18 protein-coding genes are annotated in these 16,917 nt (G+C 44.0%); 6 read left to right on the forward strand and 12 right to left on the reverse strand.

The features are described from left to right. Window positions 1–49: 49 nt before the first annotated feature. Window positions 50–418, reverse strand: a complete 369-nt coding sequence (locus OCV50_RS07575) for an ATP-binding protein (protein WP_261902651.1) — start codon at window positions 416–418, stop codon at window positions 50–52. 286 nt (window positions 419–704) lie between these two features. On the opposite strand from OCV50_RS07575, the gene metA reads away from it, so the two are divergent. Continuing rightward, on the forward strand, window positions 705–1,646 hold the full coding sequence (gene metA, locus OCV50_RS07580) for a homoserine O-acetyltransferase MetA (protein WP_239842005.1): 942 nt from the start codon (window positions 705–707) through the stop codon (window positions 1,644–1,646). 175 nt (window positions 1,647–1,821) lie between these two features. Further along, window positions 1,822–2,556 carry a type IV pilus biogenesis/stability protein PilW gene (pilW, locus tag OCV50_RS07585; protein ID WP_261902652.1) on the forward strand — a complete coding sequence of 245 codons (735 nt, stop codon included), beginning with the start codon at window positions 1,822–1,824 and terminating at the stop codon, window positions 2,554–2,556. Window positions 2,557–2,680: 124 nt separating this feature from the next. Here the strand turns inward: pilW and rlmF are convergent, their stop codons facing one another. Beyond that, the gene (rlmF, locus tag OCV50_RS07590) at window positions 2,681–3,865 is read right to left on the reverse strand and encodes a 23S rRNA (adenine(1618)-N(6))-methyltransferase RlmF (RefSeq protein WP_261902653.1); all 1,185 of its coding nucleotides are present in this window, start codon (window positions 3,863–3,865) and stop codon (window positions 2,681–2,683) included. Window positions 3,866–3,868: 3 nt separating this feature from the next. Next, window positions 3,869–4,366 carry a YgjP-like metallopeptidase domain-containing protein gene (locus tag OCV50_RS07595; protein ID WP_261902654.1) on the reverse strand — a complete coding sequence of 166 codons (498 nt, stop codon included), beginning with the start codon at window positions 4,364–4,366 and terminating at the stop codon, window positions 3,869–3,871. A 127-nt stretch (window positions 4,367–4,493) separates the two neighbouring features. On the opposite strand from OCV50_RS07595, the gene OCV50_RS07600 reads away from it, so the two are divergent. Next, window positions 4,494–4,730 (forward strand): glutaredoxin family protein, encoded by a 237-nt coding sequence (locus tag OCV50_RS07600; protein ID WP_032549688.1) that lies wholly within the window; start codon window positions 4,494–4,496, stop codon window positions 4,728–4,730. Window positions 4,731–5,181: 451 nt separating this feature from the next. Here OCV50_RS07600 and OCV50_RS07605 read toward each other — a convergent pair whose 3' ends face one another. Then, on the reverse strand, window positions 5,182–6,054 hold the full coding sequence (locus OCV50_RS07605) for a LysR family transcriptional regulator (RefSeq protein ID WP_261902655.1): 873 nt from the start codon (window positions 6,052–6,054) through the stop codon (window positions 5,182–5,184). Window positions 6,055–6,162: 108 nt separating this feature from the next. On the opposite strand from OCV50_RS07605, the gene OCV50_RS07610 reads away from it, so the two are divergent. Both OCV50_RS07610 and OCV50_RS07615 read left to right on the forward strand, forming a co-directional pair. Then, window positions 6,163–7,368, forward strand: coding sequence for an MFS transporter (locus OCV50_RS07610; protein WP_261902656.1), 1,206 nt, complete (start codon window positions 6,163–6,165; stop codon window positions 7,366–7,368). Between the two features lie 95 nt (window positions 7,369–7,463). Next, window positions 7,464–8,036 carry a DUF1415 domain-containing protein gene (locus tag OCV50_RS07615; protein ID WP_261902657.1) on the forward strand — a complete coding sequence of 191 codons (573 nt, stop codon included), beginning with the start codon at window positions 7,464–7,466 and terminating at the stop codon, window positions 8,034–8,036. On the opposite strand, the gene OCV50_RS07620 is transcribed toward OCV50_RS07615, so the two are convergent. Continuing rightward, window positions 8,029–9,108 carry a sensor domain-containing diguanylate cyclase gene (locus OCV50_RS07620; protein WP_261902658.1) on the reverse strand — a complete coding sequence of 360 codons (1,080 nt, stop codon included), beginning with the start codon at window positions 9,106–9,108 and terminating at the stop codon, window positions 8,029–8,031. The two genes, OCV50_RS07615 and OCV50_RS07620, sit on opposite strands and share 8 nt — an antisense overlap. Window positions 9,109–9,318: 210 nt before the next feature. Between OCV50_RS07620 and OCV50_RS07625 the strand changes: the two genes are divergently transcribed. Next, window positions 9,319–9,894: a nucleoside triphosphate pyrophosphohydrolase family protein gene (locus OCV50_RS07625; RefSeq protein WP_032548874.1), complete on the forward strand. Its 576-nt coding sequence runs from the start codon at window positions 9,319–9,321 to the stop codon at window positions 9,892–9,894. 91 nt (window positions 9,895–9,985) lie between these two features. On the opposite strand, the gene OCV50_RS07630 is transcribed toward OCV50_RS07625, so the two are convergent. The 7 genes from OCV50_RS07630 to cobU form a co-directional block, all read right to left on the reverse strand. Continuing rightward, entirely contained in the window at window positions 9,986–10,480 is a 495-nt protein-coding gene (locus OCV50_RS07630) for a GNAT family N-acetyltransferase (RefSeq protein WP_261902659.1), read from the reverse strand. Window positions 10,481–10,723: 243 nt separating this feature from the next. Next, the gene (gene btuD, locus OCV50_RS07635) at window positions 10,724–11,482 is read right to left on the reverse strand and encodes a vitamin B12 ABC transporter ATP-binding protein BtuD (RefSeq protein ID WP_261902660.1); all 759 of its coding nucleotides are present in this window, start codon (window positions 11,480–11,482) and stop codon (window positions 10,724–10,726) included. Continuing rightward, complete coding sequence (btuC, locus tag OCV50_RS07640; protein WP_261902661.1) at window positions 11,469–12,464, reverse strand: vitamin B12 ABC transporter permease BtuC; 996 nt, start codon at window positions 12,462–12,464, stop codon at window positions 11,469–11,471. Before btuC ends, btuD begins: the two co-directional genes overlap by 14 nt. 117 nt (window positions 12,465–12,581) lie before the next feature. Continuing rightward, entirely contained in the window at window positions 12,582–13,610 is a 1,029-nt protein-coding gene (locus tag OCV50_RS07645; protein ID WP_261902662.1) for a succinylglutamate desuccinylase, read from the reverse strand. Between the two features lie 240 nt (window positions 13,611–13,850). Further along, window positions 13,851–15,647 (reverse strand): M3 family oligoendopeptidase, encoded by a 1,797-nt coding sequence (locus tag OCV50_RS07650; RefSeq protein ID WP_261902663.1) that lies wholly within the window; start codon window positions 15,645–15,647, stop codon window positions 13,851–13,853. A gap of 76 nt (window positions 15,648–15,723) precedes the next feature. Continuing rightward, complete coding sequence (cobC, locus tag OCV50_RS07655; protein WP_261902664.1) at window positions 15,724–16,347, reverse strand: alpha-ribazole phosphatase family protein; 624 nt, start codon at window positions 16,345–16,347, stop codon at window positions 15,724–15,726. 10 nt (window positions 16,348–16,357) lie between these two features. After that, on the reverse strand, window positions 16,358–16,912 hold the full coding sequence (gene cobU, locus OCV50_RS07660; protein WP_261902665.1) for a bifunctional adenosylcobinamide kinase/adenosylcobinamide-phosphate guanylyltransferase: 555 nt from the start codon (window positions 16,910–16,912) through the stop codon (window positions 16,358–16,360). Between the last annotated feature and the right edge of the window lie 5 nt (window positions 16,913–16,917).

Here is a 16,917-nt window from a genome sequence, read left to right on the forward strand (position 1 = left end):
TATTAAAACAAGACATTTTGGATACTCGAATCCGATGTTAGTGCTTTTATTATTCTTGCCACTCTTTCTTCATGCGCTTTACAACAGACTCTGGCACACCGTGAATGTTGCCATACTGTTCACGGCATACTTCAATCACTAGTTCAGCACCATGCCTGCGTGCCATGTTTCGGTACGCCTTCATTTCCCATCGTTTAACAAACGTGTTGGATACCACCACATCATTTCCCTGTTTTAAGGCATCTTCCGCACGATTTTGACACCACTCATGCGCTTTAGGGAGTAACGCCGGGTCGAAACAGTAATCACCGTCACTGTTCACGAAGTACATATCGGCTTCAACATGAAAAGCATCCAGAGATCTTGCTCTGGTCGATTTGCCAGAACCAGGCAAGCCTCGTATTAATATAAGTTTCAACCTCGCACTCACCCACAACCAAAAATTACGTGAAAGCAGAATGTTAACGTATCTGAAGTCATAATCATAAACCTAGATCATTAAGCGCTACTTTAAGCAGCAAAGACTCAATTGTGCTCATGCACTTTCGCAACACCACTTATTTAACCGCGCTAAACTGCGGCGAGACTCTGCAGATTCGATAACGAAATATTTACAAAGGTGCGTTTTGTATGTCGACAAGCGTCACAATATATTATAGATTCAGAAGTATAGACGTCTAAATATCTAGCTTAGGGAGAAAGCAGTGCCTATTCGCATTCCAGACCAATTGCCAGCGAGCGATGTTCTTCGAGAAGAAAACATCTTCGTTATGCCGCTATCAAGAGCATCGACACAGGAAATTCGTCCACTTCGAGTCTTGATCCTCAACCTAATGCCGAAGAAAATTGAAACTGAGACTCAATTCTTACGCCTACTGTCAAACAGTCCGCTACAGGTAGATGTAGAGCTACTGCGCATTGATGACAGACCTAGTAAAAACACACCCACTGAGCACCTTGATAACTTTTATCGTCAGTTTGAGATGGTAAAAAACCGCAACTTTGATGGACTGATCATCACTGGTGCACCACTAGGTTTGGTTCAGTTTGAGGATGTTATCTACTGGGACCATCTAAAAACCATCATGGAGTGGGCAAACAAGCACGTTACCTCAACCCTTTACGTTTGTTGGGCGGCTCAAGCTGGCTTGAAACTGCTTTACGATCTACCAAAGCGCACACGAAAAGAGAAGTTATCTGGCGTTTATCATCACGAGATTCATAAGCCATACCATCCAATCTTGCGAGGCTTTGACGACACCTTCTTAGCTCCACACTCTCGCTATGCAGATTTTTCACCTGAATATCTATCCGAACATACGGATCTCGATATTCTAGCGACGTCGGATGTTGCAGGCGTGTACTTGGCGGCTACCAAAGACAAGCGAAATGTATTTGTCACTGGCCACCCAGAATATGACGCTCATACACTCCACAATGAATACGTTCGCGATCTTGGAGAAGGTATGGAGCCAGTCATTCCGATCAACTACTACCCGAACAACAACCCTGACAACAAGCCCGTTGCGAGTTGGCGTAGTCACGGTCACCTGCTATTTTCAAATTGGCTAAACTATTGTGTTTATCAACAAACACCATACGACTTGGAACATTTCAGCGAAGAAAACTTCACCAAGGACGACTGATTCACCCAAGTTGACCTTTAAAACAGATAAGTTCACTAGAGCCGTTTGTCACTACTCGCTTTAGAGTTGATAACAAACGGCTTTTTATGGTGAGTGGATCGCATTACCTCCCCTTTTTACCAATCCATGGTTCGAGTTCTCATATCATGTTCTGGTAGCTAAAAGGAGTTTCGCAATGCCCTCACCCAAGTTAATCAAGCCATCATCAGTCTTGCTGTTTGTTGCACTCAGTGGTTGTGTATCAGTCACAGAAGGAGAGCCACAGAGAGTGGAAGCGGATCCTATTTCAATGTCTGAATCGAGAATCGCACTTGGGCTAGGTTATATGGAACAAGAGAATATGGTGCGGGCGCGAGAGAACCTCGAACTGGCGATCCAGCACGCTCCCCGCTACTACCGAGCTCGCCTCTCTATGGCTCATTATTATGAAACCGTTGGAGAAACCGATGAGGCAAGAAAACAATATAAGTCCGCATTAAGACTAGATTCTAATAACGGTAACGTCCTTAATAACTATGGCACCTTTCTCTGTAAGCAGGGCGACTATGAACAAGCCGACCGTTATTTTAATCAGGCGATCAATCAGCCTTTCTACTATTTGGTTTCTGCAAGTTACGAAAACGCAGGGTTTTGCGCACTGAAATCTGGCGATAGTGATAGAGCAAAATATTACTTCACGCGTGCCCTCGACCATGATCCAAACCGTATTAAATCGATCCTCCAATTAACAAAGATTGAGGTGTCACAAGATGAGTATCGTGACGCAAGATTACGTTTGTTTAAGTTCCACCAGCGATATGGATATCAAATCCCCTCTCTTCAGATCTTAGTTGAGTTGGAATCGAAGTCAGGTAACGAAGCCCTACGCGATAAATACCAATCCATGCTTGATGAAATGAAAGAAACTTAATAGAAGTTAGAGAATAGTAATTAAAAAAGCCGATGATTGAAACCATTCAACCATCGGCTTTAATAACTGTCTCGACTTGTTTAATGTCGATCTCTACTTCGGCGTGCCTAACACCTTATTATGGTTATTTAAGAGAAATCCAAGTCTGACGCTGCTGTTTATCCATAAAGCTCCACGCAACGAAGCGACTGATTTTCTGTCCTTGAGCCATCTCAACGACTTTAACTTGCTTCACATTAAGTTTGGCCAGTTGGCTCTTTAACACCGCAACGTTTTCCTTCTTAGAGATCAAAGTCGTGAACCACAAAACTTGAGTGGCAAATTCCACACTCTCCTTGGCTAAACCAGTAATAAATTTTGCTTCGCCTCCAGGACACCATAACTCCGCTTTTTGACCACCGAAGTTAAGATCAGGCTTACTTTGCTTATTCGCCATTGCACTCGGACGCGAAGCTTTATTGTCGAGATTACCCTGCTTCTTTGCTCGGTTGGCAGCAAGATTATCCAGTTTTCGTTGAGTCCCCTTCTGTGCTTCTTCTAATGAGCTGTGAAATGGCGGGTTACACGTTGTGACGTCGTAACGTTCATTTTCTTTAATTATCCCTTTAAAGAAAGCTGTTGAGTCATGTTGCAGTCGACAGTGAATCTTACTTTTCAAGTTATGGTTGCTTTCAGCTATGAAATTCGCTGCTTTAACCGAAACCGGATCCACGTCACTTGCGTTGTAACGCCATCCGTATTCCGTCGTTCCTATGATTGGGTAGATACAGTTCGCGCCTACGCCAATATCAAGAGCTTTGACCTTGTCATGTTGGTAAGGCTTACCTTGACTCTCGCTATTTAGCAAATCGGCAACTCGATGAATGTAATCAGCGCGCCCAGGAATTGGTGGACATAGGTAGCCAGCAGGTATATCCCAGTGCTGAACTCCGTAGTGATGAGCAAGCAACGCCTTATTCAATAGCTTCACTGACAGCGGGTCAGAAAAATTAATGGTCGATTCACCCACAGGATTTTTGATCAATTGGCTTTTCAGTTCTGGCAAGGCTTTCACCAGAGCATGAAAGTCATATCGACCACGGTGTTGGTTGCGCGGGTGTAAACCACTTTTAACTTGTGGTTTCTTTCCTGTAGCTTGATTTGAACTCTTGTTGCTCTTACTTGGCTTGTTAGACGTAGCACGCTTCTTTGATGACGTGTTTATTTTACCTTTAGAGACAGGCTTTTTACCGTCAGAAACGGTGGCTGACGCTTTTTTCTTCACATTACGGCTTTCAGAGGCAAAGCTGCGTTTCGGTTTTTGATTCATCGATTATTTCTTTAAGTCTAAATAGATCATAAACAAGCGAGCATCTAACTCTAGCTGGTGATACTCAGGTTCCATGTGACAACATAGTTGATAAAAGGCTTTGTCGTGCTCTTTCTCTTTAATATGTGCGAGTTCATGAATCACGAGCATTCTTAATAAAGGCTCTGGGGCATTCTTAAATACACTGGCAATACGAATCTCATTCTTAGATTTGATTTTACCACCATGGTTTTTTGCCACATACGAATGTAAACCCAGTGCATTATTGATTAAGTGGATCTTACTGTCGTACACCACTTTACTGATCGGCGGTGTCTTCTTCATGTAGCGATTTTTGATTGCCATCGCGTAATCAAATAGCGCTTTCTCGCTCTTAATCGTGTGGTTTTCTGGGTACCGAGATTCGAACCACTTTATCAATCGGCCAGACTCAACCAATTTGGTCACGGGTTCAATAATGTGTTGCGGATAACCTTGAATATAACGTAGTGATGAGTGCATGAAGCTACGCCTTAAAAGAGCTCTTTAGAGAGGACACAAACCAAAGCCGTGTAGTGTAACTGATCACACTTTTCTAATCACCCCAGATTCGCTACACTTTGCCTAGAACCATCAAGAGAGAACCTAAATGAAACGTGTTGTATTGTACGTAGCGGATAAATGCCCTCACTGTAAAGACGCTCAGCGCTACTTAGATTCAAAGAACATTACCTACCGCCTAACTAACGCAAAAATGCAACGTGGCCGTAAGGAATTACAAGCAATGGGTGCTCGCTCAATCCCAGTACTTAAGATTGGCGATCAGATCATGGTTGGATGGAATCAGAAAAACTTCGATAAAATGTATAACGCCAACTACAACTAAACTCCTGTCGGTTTAGATTGCCCCATAAAAAAGCCCGCACATAATGCGGGCTTTGTCGTGTAAGTCACACGAAAATAAAAGTTATAGAGTCAAACTAGCCTTTGATTTTAAAGATCGCGTTACATTTTACGCACTTGTACTTCGCTTTAATCCCTAAAACCTTATCAAACAAAGTTCTGTGTACTCTTACAACTTGCTGTTCTTTACATTTACATTTCATAATATAAGTATGCTGTACCGTCAACAATTTGAATTATACGTAACCAATACTGAAAGTAAACTTCAATTTCTATTTATTTCACAAAATCAAGCTCTAAGGCGATCGATACCTCATTTTAATTGCGGGATTTATGTGATTTTCAGTCAGTAATTATCAAAAAGTTAACTACTCAACAAATTCAACTCAAATCATCTGTTGTTCCCGATGACAAGTTATTGACGAAACTATTAACTAAACATAGCGTTTAACGAATTCAATGAACGTTTTATCGGCCCTCGACAAATACCCTTCTTTTCTCCACGCTAGCGACAGGTTAAGCTTTACCGGTTCACTGAATGGAATGCCCACAACATCTGATTCATATTCAGTCACCAAACTCAGCAACGCGGTAATCGCAAACTCTTGTTTAACTATGGAGAGAATCATCGGTAGTAGGTTGGTCTCAAAGGCGATACTCATATCAAGGTCGTGCTTTATGCGCATTTGATCAATGAAGTCACGATGAAAGTAGCCAGACTTAAACATGATCAAGTCTTGCTCAAAGAACTGCTCAAAAGTCAGACTTTTCTGCTTGGCAAAAGGATGGTCTTTGCCGACAACAGCCAGCATTTCTGATGCTAAAAGGTGGTCTGTTTCTAAGTCTTCAGGAACATTGTCATGATTAACCACACCGATATCGAGTTCGCCATTCAGGAGCATTTCTCGAATAGAAGCGGTGCCAGCGTCGATCAAGGTAATTTTGAGGTTGGGGAACTGGCTTTTAAACGCCATAACAACTCTCGGAAAGAAATAGCTGCCCATCATACTTGGGGCGCCTAACCGAACCTCTCCTTTTTCCAAACCTTTTAATTCATTCATTGCCAATTGAGCATCTTCGAACTGTTGGCCAATGCGTTTGGCATGCTCATAAAGCACTTTACCCTCTTCCGTTAAAGTGACCTGTTTTTCACCACGACGAAACAGCGTGAGCTCAAGTGTTTGCTCAAGTTTCTTTATTGAAATACTGAGTGCGGGTTGCGCGATATGAAGTGACTTAGCCGCTTGGGTAAAGTTTCCATGATCGGCAACGGAAATAAAATGACGAAGTGATTTAGACTCAAGCATGATGATATAAAAATTATATTGAGGTGATATTTTTAATATATTTCTTTTATCAAGGGTGAGTTGCTACTTTGTTCACAAGTTGGTAAATAATAATACAAGGTTCACCTCATGTTTGACGCAGGCACGCCACAGTACAGAAACATCACCCGTTCACTGGCGATTGGCTCGTTTATTATTTTTTGTAACCTCTACGTGTTCCAACCTATTCTTCCACACATGGCTGAAGTCTTTTCAGTCAGCGAAACCCAGGTGAACTGGTTGTTTGCTGCTACAACATTGGGTTTATCATTCAGCCTTGTTCCATGGGCAATTGCATCAGAAACCTTTGGCCGTAAGCCCATCATTTTACTTAGCCTATTTTTGATTCCATTAGTTGGGCTATCTATGGTGTACACCACGACGTTGTGGGAGTTAGTTGCAGCACGAGCTATCATGGGAATAGCCGTCGCTGCTTTTGCCGGAGTTGCTGTTGCGTACATGGTTGAAGAGTTGACACCCAAAGCCTTTGCTATCGCAATTGGAGGCTATATTGCCGCTAACTCGTTAGGAGGAATCTTTGGTCGTGTACTCGGTGGACTGATTACCGACTATTACAATTGGCAGTCAGCGATCATCTTCTTTGTCGTCAGCTCATTCATTGGTGCTTTATATATCGCTTGGAAACTACCAAATCAAAAAGGATTCAAACCCCAAAAAGGTCTGTTCTTTCACCATAACCGAGCGGTGATCACTCACCTAAGAAACCCGATTTTGTGGACCGCAATGCTCATCGGTGGCGCAAACTTCGCGCTCTTTGTTAACTTGTATTCGGTAATGGGTTTCCGACTCGTGGCAGAGCCTCATTCGCTAGCCGTTAGTGTGGCGTCTTTTATCTTCCTTTGTTATCTAGCAGGCACCATCAGTTCGAAATTCTCTAGTCGTTGGACACAAAGATTTGATCCGCTCGCGGGTATAGCGCTCGGCGCTGGAATCAGTCTGCTTGGAATGCTTATCTCGGCAGTGGAACAGATTCCTTTCATGATTGCAGGTCTATTGTTGATAAGCTTCGGTGCTTTCTTCGCCCACACACTGGCATACGCTTGGGTGAGTCAGAAAGCCACAAAAGCAAAAGCAACCGCTACGGCGCTTTATTTGGTTCACTATTATATCGGGGGAAGCCTAGGAGGGTTCTTACTTCTGTACTGTTGGCAGCATTTCGGTTGGAACGGTGTGATGGCCGGTGGATCGCTGTTATACGGTTTGATTTTTATCTGGCTCTATCAACTGCACCAGCATCAAGGTACTAAACCAGCGATGACAGAGGCGAATGTTTGATGAGCATTAAACGCTGATTATCGACATAAAAATAATTTAGGGTTTTGATTGCGAGTGATTTTGTTATGCTACGCAAAAATTATTCGGAATAAGTCATGTCAAACCCATCTTCAAACGAGTTACAGATCATTCACGATCAAGTTCAACAATGGCTGAACGATGTAGTCATTGGATTAAACCTTTGTCCTTTTGCCGCGAAGCCTCAGCGAAACAAACAAATTAAAATATTTGTCAGTGAAGCGACAACTGAAGAAATGTTGCTAGAAGACATCATGACCCACTTTGTCGAACTCGATAATACTCCACCTGAAGAGCTAGAAACGACGCTAGTTGTCGTACCTAACATGCTGCAAGATTTCTTTGACTACAACATGTTTATCGATTGGGTCGAAGCACTGATCAAACAGCAAGATTGGGAAGGTATCTATCAAGTGGCGACATTCCACCCCGATTATTGTTTTGGTGGTGCCGATCCAGAAGATGATGAGAACTTAACTAACCGCTCTCCTTACCCTGTGTATCATTTGATACGTGAAGAAAGCATGGAAAAGGTGTTGAAGCACTATCCAAACCCAGAAGCAATTCCAGATACTAACATCGCACGCGTTGAATCATTGACACCAGAAGAGCGACGCAAACTGTTTCCTTATCTGTTTGGTGCTAACTAATACTAACCTTCTGCGGATTCATAATATAAGGGCGAGACACGTATTGGTCTCGTCCATTTTCTTTGGCGAGATACAAACACTCATCGGCGACTTTAATCAAGTTATCTAATGTCGACATTTTATTAATCTGTTCGTCTTGGTTTGATAACTGAAAATGACAAACACCAGCGGATATCGTTACAGGCTCTCTGTCTAACGTGATGTTCTTTACGGCCTGCAGTAATTGTGTCATCCGACTCTCGGCATACTCAGGTGTCGACTGAGGGTAACAAACAATAAACTCTTCACCACCAAATCGAGCCGCAATTCCGTGTCCATGGGTATTCTCTTTTAACACCTTGGCAATTTTTTTAAGAACATCATCACCAATCTGATGGCCATACTTATCATTTACTTTTTTAAAGTGGTCGATATCAATAACGGCAAGACTGCCAATCCCCTCTCCCTCTCTGAGCTTAGCTACCTCAGCATTGAGTTTTTTAAACAAGCAGCGGCGATTAGGCAACCCTGTCAACGGATCGTAAAGCGCTTGATATTCGAGTTTTTCATTTAATTGCTGCAGGCGTTGTTCTTGAGCTCGTCTAACTAACTCCACCTCGATCCAAGAAGCCATCAGCTTCATCACGTCGATATCTATCTCTTTGAATTTACGATAGTAAGGTGTCGGGCTCGAAAAGTTTAAGGTGCCATAGATTTCATTATCCACATGAATTGGAATACCGATATATGACTCTAAACCGAAAGCTTGATAAGCAGGATGGCGGGCGTGTACGTCATGCTCACCGCAATGCTCGATTGATATAGGACCGCTTGAGCGACAAGTAATCTCACAATACGTCGCGCGATAATCAAAAGAGTCGCCCTGTTTAAGCGTTACATCTTCTGGAGTGACACAATGCTGAACAGTGTAATTACTCCCATCTACTTTAGAGAGAATACCAATATCCAGCTCAAATCGTTGCAAGCCCATTTCCAAAAGCTGCACAATCTGTACATCAAACCCTTTTTTGTAGTCATTGGTAATTTGATATAAGCGTCGAATAACAACTTCGCTCTCACTGGCTCTACTCATAAATCGATTCTCTAAGCTCGTAGACGGCACTCATCTAACCATTTTATATATTTCACGAGTAAAGAGGAAAACCAACTAATATTCAAACATTTTAATAGCAATCAGAGACATTGATACGAAGAATATAAGCGAGAGAGTGCGCGTTACGAATAGCGCGCTAGTTCCAGCTTTGCTAAAATGCCGACCTACCAAATACAAATGGATAGGAATATGACCCTTTCTCAACTAAACCAAACCATCTTCGATCACCTTTATCGCGACATCAAAGAATTCCGTAGTACCTTCGACCTGCCTGTTGCAGCGCCAGAGACTATGGACGACAAAGGCGATACGCTTCACACCTCTTTAGCTATCGAAGAGCTGACTGAACTTGCAGAAGCAGATTCAAAAACAGAACAAGCCGATGCAATCGTAGACAGCGTCTATGTATTGATGGGTCGTTTAGTCCACATGGGCCAAGACAAAGTTGAAGATAACCTAGCGATCAGCTACCTGATTGACTTGTTGCTTAACGTCGCCAAGAACCGTGCGATTGACTTCCTACCATGTTGGGATGAAGTACACTCAAGCAACATGAGCAAAGTATGTCGTAACGAGAAAGAGTACGCAGAAACTGAAGCGTTCTATGCTGAACAAAACATCAAGCTGATGGCTGTACAGAAAGGTGATTACATCATCGCAAAGTGCGCTGAAGATTTCGTTTCAGAAGAGAAAACCATTCGCCAAGGTAAAGTACTTAAGTCGGTTTACTACCGTCCAGCTGACCTTGCGCCACTAACGGTTTAAAATCACTTTCCTACAAGCGGAATTTGTTAAAAAGCGCCTCAAATCCTGAGGCGCTTTTTATTTGGTTCAGTGCTTCAATAAGTAGACTCTGTTAGCTTAGCTGGATTCTAGCCATGTGGTAAGCCGCAACATATTCGCCATCACGGAATGCAAATGCCGCTGACTCCCCTTCAATTTGAAAACCAAACTTCTTATAAAGATTAATCGCTTGCTCGTTGTCGGTGTAAACCGTCAGTTCAAGGCGCTTAATGTTAATCCAGTTATCACAAAGGTCGACGGCTGTTTTTAATAACGCGCTTCCAACACCTTTTCCTGCGAAGTTATCTTTAACCCCCATACCCAATGAGGCAACGTGCCGACGTCTTGGGTTAACACAGACTTCTAGGCCAAGATTTCCAATGACCTCACCTTGATACAGTGCCACGTAAGAATAGACATGCTCTGGAATATGGGTGAGACGCTTCTCCCAGAGTTCGAGCGAAGGGTGTGGGAGTTGCAGGGTACCGCGAAACGCGTTTGGGCACTCATAGATCTCTTTAACACTTCTTGCATCACTCGGTTCTGTGCGTCTTACTTGTATTTCCATTTCATTTCCTTCTTAGTTCATGTTGTTTTATCGCTCTAATTACTGTTCCTTTCACAGTAACAAAATAGCGTTAAATAACAACAGGCCAGAAGAAAAATAATAAAATTAACAAGTTACATAGTAAAAGGTGCTAGCGAGCATTGTTAGTTGAGGAGACGAGCCAATAATGGTCGGGTTTTAGCTATCAATTCAGGCGCAAGAGAAACACAATTTCGCCCAATTGAAAATCAACCAGATGATCGGTCATTCGAACAGTAGATAAGTCGCGTTATCGACAGTAATACTTTTAATTCGTGTATTAAACACCTGCTCTAGCTGCTCTGGAACCATCACCTTTTCAGCCGTACCCGCCTTTTGCAACACACCTTGATCCAGCAGTAGCACTTGATCGGCATGCCTTAAGGTACGATTCAAATCATGATTTGCCATTATCACGGAGATCCCCTGTTCCGCGATACGACCAATCAGCTTATAAAGGAGCGCCTCCTGCCCAATATCTAGAGGAGCAGCCGGTTCATCTAAGATAAGTAATTTGGAATAAGGATTAAGAGACGGCCAAATTTGCAGGCACATACCCGCTAAGCGAACGCGCTGCCATTCTCCGCCAGAAAGCGTCTGTATTGAGCGGTGCAGCTTATCGCTTATCTCAAGCAACTGACTCACCTCTGTCAGCACCTTAGATACAATCGCACTATGAGGATCAGTAGAACTTGGCAGCGACAAGGCAAGAAACTGAAACACCTCAAGATTGAATGCAGGCCTTGCGCTTTGGCTTAAATAGGCCCGCTGCAGAGAAAGGTCTTGCAATGAAAATTCTGATAGCGGCTTGTCATGCCAAACAACCTCCCCTGTGTAACCTTCCCCGATACCAGAGATGGCTTCTAACAACGTGCTCTTTCCACTTCCATTTGGCCCTATCACGTGAGTCACTTGCCCAGGTTTAAGGTTAAAAGAGAGTGGTAGCAGCCTTGAACCGACGCTTAAGCTTTTAATTTGAATCATGATTTTTCACCAACATCCAAATAAAGATTGGCGCACCAATCGTGGTTGTCATCACACCCAGCGGCAATTCAGCCGAATCTAAAAGTGTACGAGCGCAGATATCGGCAAACACCAAGAGTGCAGCGCCAGACACAGCAGAAAGCGGGAGCAGATATCGGTTATCCGTGCCTATCGCTAAGCGCAACAGGTGTGGAACGACTAAGCCCACAAAGCTGATCACCCCCCCAAGGGCGACGGCACACCCGACAAGTATTGAGACGGCGAAAATCAAACGCCAACGCAGTGCTGGTACGTTGATCCCCAACTGAGCAGCATGTACTTCGCCTATCATCAATTTATCGAGTTTACTGCCTTGTAAGCACAACCAAATGATCACGGGAATCATCACTAAAGTGAGTGTGTGTTGATACCAAGCAACACCACCTAAACTGCCCATCAACCAATACATAAGTTGGCGAAGGCTTAGGTCGTCACTAAAATAGAATGCCCAAGTCACCATTGCACCTGACAAAATGCCAAGCGCAACACCAATCAACAAGAGTTTTGCCGTGGTTAAACGCATTGCTCTCACCATGCCCACTAGCAGGATTGTAAAACAGAGTGAGCCTATCACGGCTGCTATCATGAAGAGTTCGGGCGTAGGGGCAAATGGTAAGAAAAACAGCACAATAACCATCGCTAGGCTTGCGCCGCCTGAGATCCCGAGTACACCGGGCTCGGCTAGTACGTTCCCGAGTAAGACCTGTAAACTCGCCCCAGAAACCGCGAGCGCAGCACCTATCGCAATCGCGGCAAGCAGGCGTGGTAATCGCAAATCGACAAGTAACTTTTCTTCAAGTGGAGAGAGTGTATTCAACGGGGAAATAAACAGATCACCGACCATTAAGTAAAGGCCACTGAGGACAATCAACGCAGTAAGCATCAGATAAATGGCACGAGTCCAGCGTCGCTGTTTTTGTTGAATAAGGTGTTGGAAATCCATATCAAGCTACTTTAACTAAGTTCGCGTAACCTTACCTGTATCCCCCAATAAAAACAAGGTTCGCAATAACGTGCGAACCTTGTGATATCAATCGTTTGGGATTATTTACGTGTGGTTTTAATCGTAAACTAACTGACCGTGATCGAAGCGAGTTTCAACCTCACACACCATCAGTGCAGCACGTTGACCGATAGCTACATTACGATTTGGGAATACTACCGCTTCGTTTTCATTTTTCGCCATCAGCGGCTTATCACCGTCGTGGCCAAATACTTCACCATGCTTAAACGCGGTGAAGTTCTCGACTGAGTCAGAGAACATAAAATCGAAATCGTCATGTAAGCGAACAATAGTACGACTTACGCGATACGTAATGGTTTTCTTTGGAAGATGTTCGGGCTCACACTCGGCGATAAGGTTACGCATCGCGAGATCGAACGCAGTCAGTTTATCCAGTTGGTTCTCACCAATACGCGCGACCTGCCCTAGTTCCATTGTTAGCGCCTGTGCGCCAAAGTTTTCCGCACTGTACCAACTGAATGTACTGGTTGGAGAGTTCGAAAGCAGCAAAGCCTCTACGTGCCCACTGTTGATAAAATCAATGAGTTCTTGGCTGCGAACGGGGTGACGAACTTTAGGGCTCACGGCAAATGAGTAGTGCTTCGACAAACGAATTGCACAGTGAAGATCTAAATGCCAACGCGTTTCCGGCTGAGTATCTTTATAGAACTCGGTGACTAAATACTTCAGATGGTTCGCAATCTTGGTTTCGCGGTTTACTTCATACTCCTTGTCATCAAAAAGACGGTTCATGTTTACATCGAGAAAACGAGTATGAGCGTTGGTCGCTTCTGGGTGAGCGATAATAAACAAACAGCGAGCTTTTACTGATTGGAAACCTGTTTCAATATCTTCGATTATCTTATCAACCAGCTCCATTGGTGCGGTTTCGTCACCATGAACGCCTGTTGAGAAAATGATGTTCTTGGTCTGTTGATCGTAATCCGCTGGAATTACTTCAAAAACACCACGTTGATGGACTTTTAGCTGTACTCCATTACTTAGTACGGTTTGTCCTGCAAGCACTTCTTGTTCAAGATCTAGGCTGTCCAAAAGAAATGATTGGCGAAAGAGAGATTTCGTCATGCGCTACTCCTTAATTGCACGGCCGTATGTTAATAAATTGTACAAAGAAATTGTGTTGCTATGATCGCACTTATCAACAGAAACTCCGTTATCACTCACAAATACTGCCCATAAATAGTTATATTGGCCCTGTTCAAAGCAGGGAGAATTAAACCTTGCGAGGTTTTTAAGCTATATCAATCAGATAAGAGCCGTGTAACCTACCACAGCTCTTATTGAGTATGAACCGATTAAGATCAATTAATCTTCCTGATTGAGCAGTCTTTCAAACTCATCGATTTGTGCAGACACCATATCGATACTCTGTTGCCAGAAGTCCGCTTCTGTTAGATCCATACCTAAATGTTTCGCAACCACATCCTCTGCCATCATGCTGCCTGTGTCTCTGAGCAGGGCTACGTAATCGCTGTAGAAACTGTCACCTTTCACTTCACGTTGCGCGTATACACCCTTACTGAATAGGTAACCGAACAGATATGGGTAGTTATAAAAACTGACCTGAGCGATGCTAAAATGCAGTTTACTCGCCCAGAAGTATGGATCAGCTTCGCTCATCGCATCGCCGTACCACGCCTTCCAAGTTTTCTCCATTAAGTCGCATAGTTGCTTGGCTGTTAATTCCCCTTTCTCGCGCTGTTCGTAGAAGGCTTTTTCAAACTCGAAGCGCACTGGAATATTGATCATTAATGCCAAAGAAGAAGAGAGCTCTTCCCATAGCATTTCCAGCTTTTCATCACGCGTTTCTGCTTGTTTGAGCAAGTAGTCACGAACAATATTCTCTGCAAAGATCGAAGCCGTTTCCGCCAATGTCATCGGATAACGAGTCTGACACAATGGCATGTCGCGCATGACCCAGTTATGGAATGCGTGGCCAAGCTCATGAGCAAGTGTCATAAGATCAGAACGGCTGCCGCTCCACGTCATGAATACCAGTGGAGAACGTGTTGCTGCGAACTTAGTGCAGTATGCGCCTAGGCGTTTGTTTGACGCTGGAGCTGCGTCAATCCAGCCATTTTCAACCATAAGATCAACAAACTGTGCCATCTCCGGATTCACTTCAGCAAAGGCTGTTTTAATCACATCGATCGCTTCATCAAACGGGTAGACCTTAGATTCGGCATCACCAAGCGGTGGCATTGCAGCAAGATGGTTCCAAGGTTTCATCTCGTCTAGACCATGAACCTTTGCCATCAACAAACCCGCTTTCTGACCTACTGAGCGATTGGCTTTTGCTGTCGCCATCATGGTGTCTAGTGTTTCAGGAACAATACGACTGCCATGCAGACTTGGCGCTAAAAAATGTACATCACAGATCTTCGAGCGTTTTTTGTTTTCCGTTAAACGCCAACCTGCCAGTGCATTAAGAATGGATGCAAATGACTCTTGGTGAGTGGCCATTGCTTGTTGAACCGCGCGCCAAGCCGGTTCTTGTTTATCAAATTCACTGCCGTAAAGAAGACTCGCTGCTTGTGAAAAGCCAAGCTGTTCCTCTTCACCTTCAAGTTGCAGTGAAAGCTTTAGTGAACCTGTCAGGTTGTCGTATAGACGTCCCCACGCATCACGACCATCGACTTCCATCGCAGCAAGCAACTGCTCTTCGGCAACGCTTAGACGAGTTGCAGCTAGTTTACGAGAACTCTCGATAGCAAAACCTTGACCCGCAACGTCTGGGCTGGTGTGGTCTAGTACTTTTGTGATGAACTCAACATCAGCGTGAACTAGAGTGTCTTCATATGGGCTAAATGCTTGAGACATCTCCGAGTTGAGCTTTGCAACTCGCCCTAAAAGCTGCTTCGCTTCAGTATGCGTCGCATCCACAGAAGCGTGACAGTTTGCGAACGTGTGAATCGTCCCAAGTAGTGTGCCTGCTGCTTCAGAGGTTTGGATCGCATTCTGCATAGCGATCACTGTGTCGCGCTTTTCGACATGAAGGTAAAGCAGTTCAATACACTGCTCAATAAGTTCAATATCTTGTTCAATCTTTGTATCGTCTAGTCCACGATATGCAATGCTCAAATCCCAACTTGGCGTTGTCATGAGTTCTGTCCTTATTCTGTGCGATGTTCTATCGATAAATTGGTAAAAATATAAATCCAGTTTTCACTGGTTGGTGCTAGGTCACTAACAATGGCTGCCCTATCACCTTCACACTGATGTAGTTATTGTCTGTTTGTGTGATTTGAATGTGTGTCAAAGACGCATTACCGATGGCTAGGTTGGAATAGAGCGTTGGCTTTCTCCAATCTATATCCAAACAGTGCGCCAAAATCATTCGGATTACGCCACCATGCGTAACCAATAAGATGTTGTCATTGGTGCTGCTTATAAGTTGCGACCAACCTTGAATTACTCGCTGATGGAACGCCTGTAAACTTTCCGCTCCAGTGAGCTGATGATTTGCTGGATCTTGCCAAAATGATTCCAAACTCTCCCACTGTTCACTAAGAAGATCGAACGGAACCCCATCCACATCACCGAAATTCATCTCTTGCAGTTCGTTAATGCTTTCTAAGTTTAGTGATTTAGTCTGCGCAACTCGCTCTGCTAAATCATGACAGCGGCTCAGCGGTGATGTGACGACTGCATCCAATTTAAACGGCAGCGATGCTATTGCTGTACAAATCTTATCTTGAACTGACGAGTCAACCAGCACGTCTGTTCGGCCATTCAATGCAGCCTCTCCGAGTACTTTGCCATGACGAACGAGGTATATGTGTTTGGTGCGTATCTTGTTCAATGTGAGCTCATCAACCTTCGTTTTTTAAAACCATAGGTAGCCCAGCGGCGATGAAAGTGACCTGCTTAACCACTTTGGCCAAGGCTTGATTCATTCTGCCAGCGTTGTCGACAAATAAACGAGACACTTGCCCCATTGGAACAACTCCAAGACCAACTTCATTGGAGACCATAATGATACTCGCAGGGCTTGCTTCGACCGCACTGACGAGTTCTTGTATCGACTCTTCGATCTGCTCGTTAGTCGCCTTCTCTCCAAGCTGATAAATCACGTTATTCAGCCAAAGCGTCAAACAGTCGATCAAAACCACATCAGATGAACTCAGACTGCGCAAGTGTTGTGCAAGTTCAATTGGCACTTCATGCTCTTGCCAACGATGATCACGTCGTTGTTGATGATGACGAATACGCGCTTCCATCTCTTCGTCAAAACTAATGGCCGTTGCTATGTAGTGCAGTTGACGCTGCTGACTTTCCGATATCGTGATCGCCTGTGTTTCAGCAAAGCTCGACTTTCCTGAACGCGCTCCGCCGAGAATTAAATGTGTGGATTTTCCCTGCTTCATGATTC

Source organism: Vibrio fortis (genome assembly GCF_024347475.1).
Taxonomy (GTDB): Bacteria; Pseudomonadota; Gammaproteobacteria; order Enterobacterales; family Vibrionaceae; genus Vibrio; species Vibrio fortis.

What these genes read in the sequence shown, in the direction of transcription:
- pilW (WP_261902652.1), top strand. Translation starts at nt 1,822, where the DNA reads ATGCCCTCACCCAAGTTAATCAAGCCATCATCAGTCTTGCTGTTTGTT.
- rlmF (WP_261902653.1), bottom strand. Translation starts at nt 3,865, where the DNA reads ATGAATCAAAAACCGAAACGCAGCTTTGCCTCTGAAAGCCGTAATGTG.
- OCV50_RS07595 (WP_261902654.1), bottom strand. Translation starts at nt 4,366, where the DNA reads ATGCACTCATCACTACGTTATATTCAAGGTTATCCGCAACACATTATT.
- OCV50_RS07600 (WP_032549688.1), top strand. Translation starts at nt 4,494, where the DNA reads ATGAAACGTGTTGTATTGTACGTAGCGGATAAATGCCCTCACTGTAAA.
- OCV50_RS07605 (WP_261902655.1), bottom strand. Translation starts at nt 6,054, where the DNA reads ATGCTTGAGTCTAAATCACTTCGTCATTTTATTTCCGTTGCCGATCAT.
- OCV50_RS07610 (WP_261902656.1), top strand. Translation starts at nt 6,163, where the DNA reads ATGTTTGACGCAGGCACGCCACAGTACAGAAACATCACCCGTTCACTG.
- OCV50_RS07615 (WP_261902657.1), top strand. Translation starts at nt 7,464, where the DNA reads ATGTCAAACCCATCTTCAAACGAGTTACAGATCATTCACGATCAAGTT.
- OCV50_RS07620 (WP_261902658.1), bottom strand. Translation starts at nt 9,108, where the DNA reads ATGAGTAGAGCCAGTGAGAGCGAAGTTGTTATTCGACGCTTATATCAA.
- OCV50_RS07625 (WP_032548874.1), top strand. Translation starts at nt 9,319, where the DNA reads ATGACCCTTTCTCAACTAAACCAAACCATCTTCGATCACCTTTATCGC.
- OCV50_RS07630 (WP_261902659.1), bottom strand. Translation starts at nt 10,480, where the DNA reads ATGGAAATACAAGTAAGACGCACAGAACCGAGTGATGCAAGAAGTGTT.
- btuD (WP_261902660.1), bottom strand. Translation starts at nt 11,482, where the DNA reads ATGATTCAAATTAAAAGCTTAAGCGTCGGTTCAAGGCTGCTACCACTC.
- btuC (WP_261902661.1), bottom strand. Translation starts at nt 12,464, where the DNA reads ATGGATTTCCAACACCTTATTCAACAAAAACAGCGACGCTGGACTCGT.
- OCV50_RS07645 (WP_261902662.1), bottom strand. Translation starts at nt 13,610, where the DNA reads ATGACGAAATCTCTCTTTCGCCAATCATTTCTTTTGGACAGCCTAGAT.
- OCV50_RS07650 (WP_261902663.1), bottom strand. Translation starts at nt 15,647, where the DNA reads ATGACAACGCCAAGTTGGGATTTGAGCATTGCATATCGTGGACTAGAC.
- cobU (WP_261902665.1), bottom strand. Translation starts at nt 16,912, where the DNA reads ATGAAGCAGGGAAAATCCACACATTTAATTCTCGGCGGAGCGCGTTCA.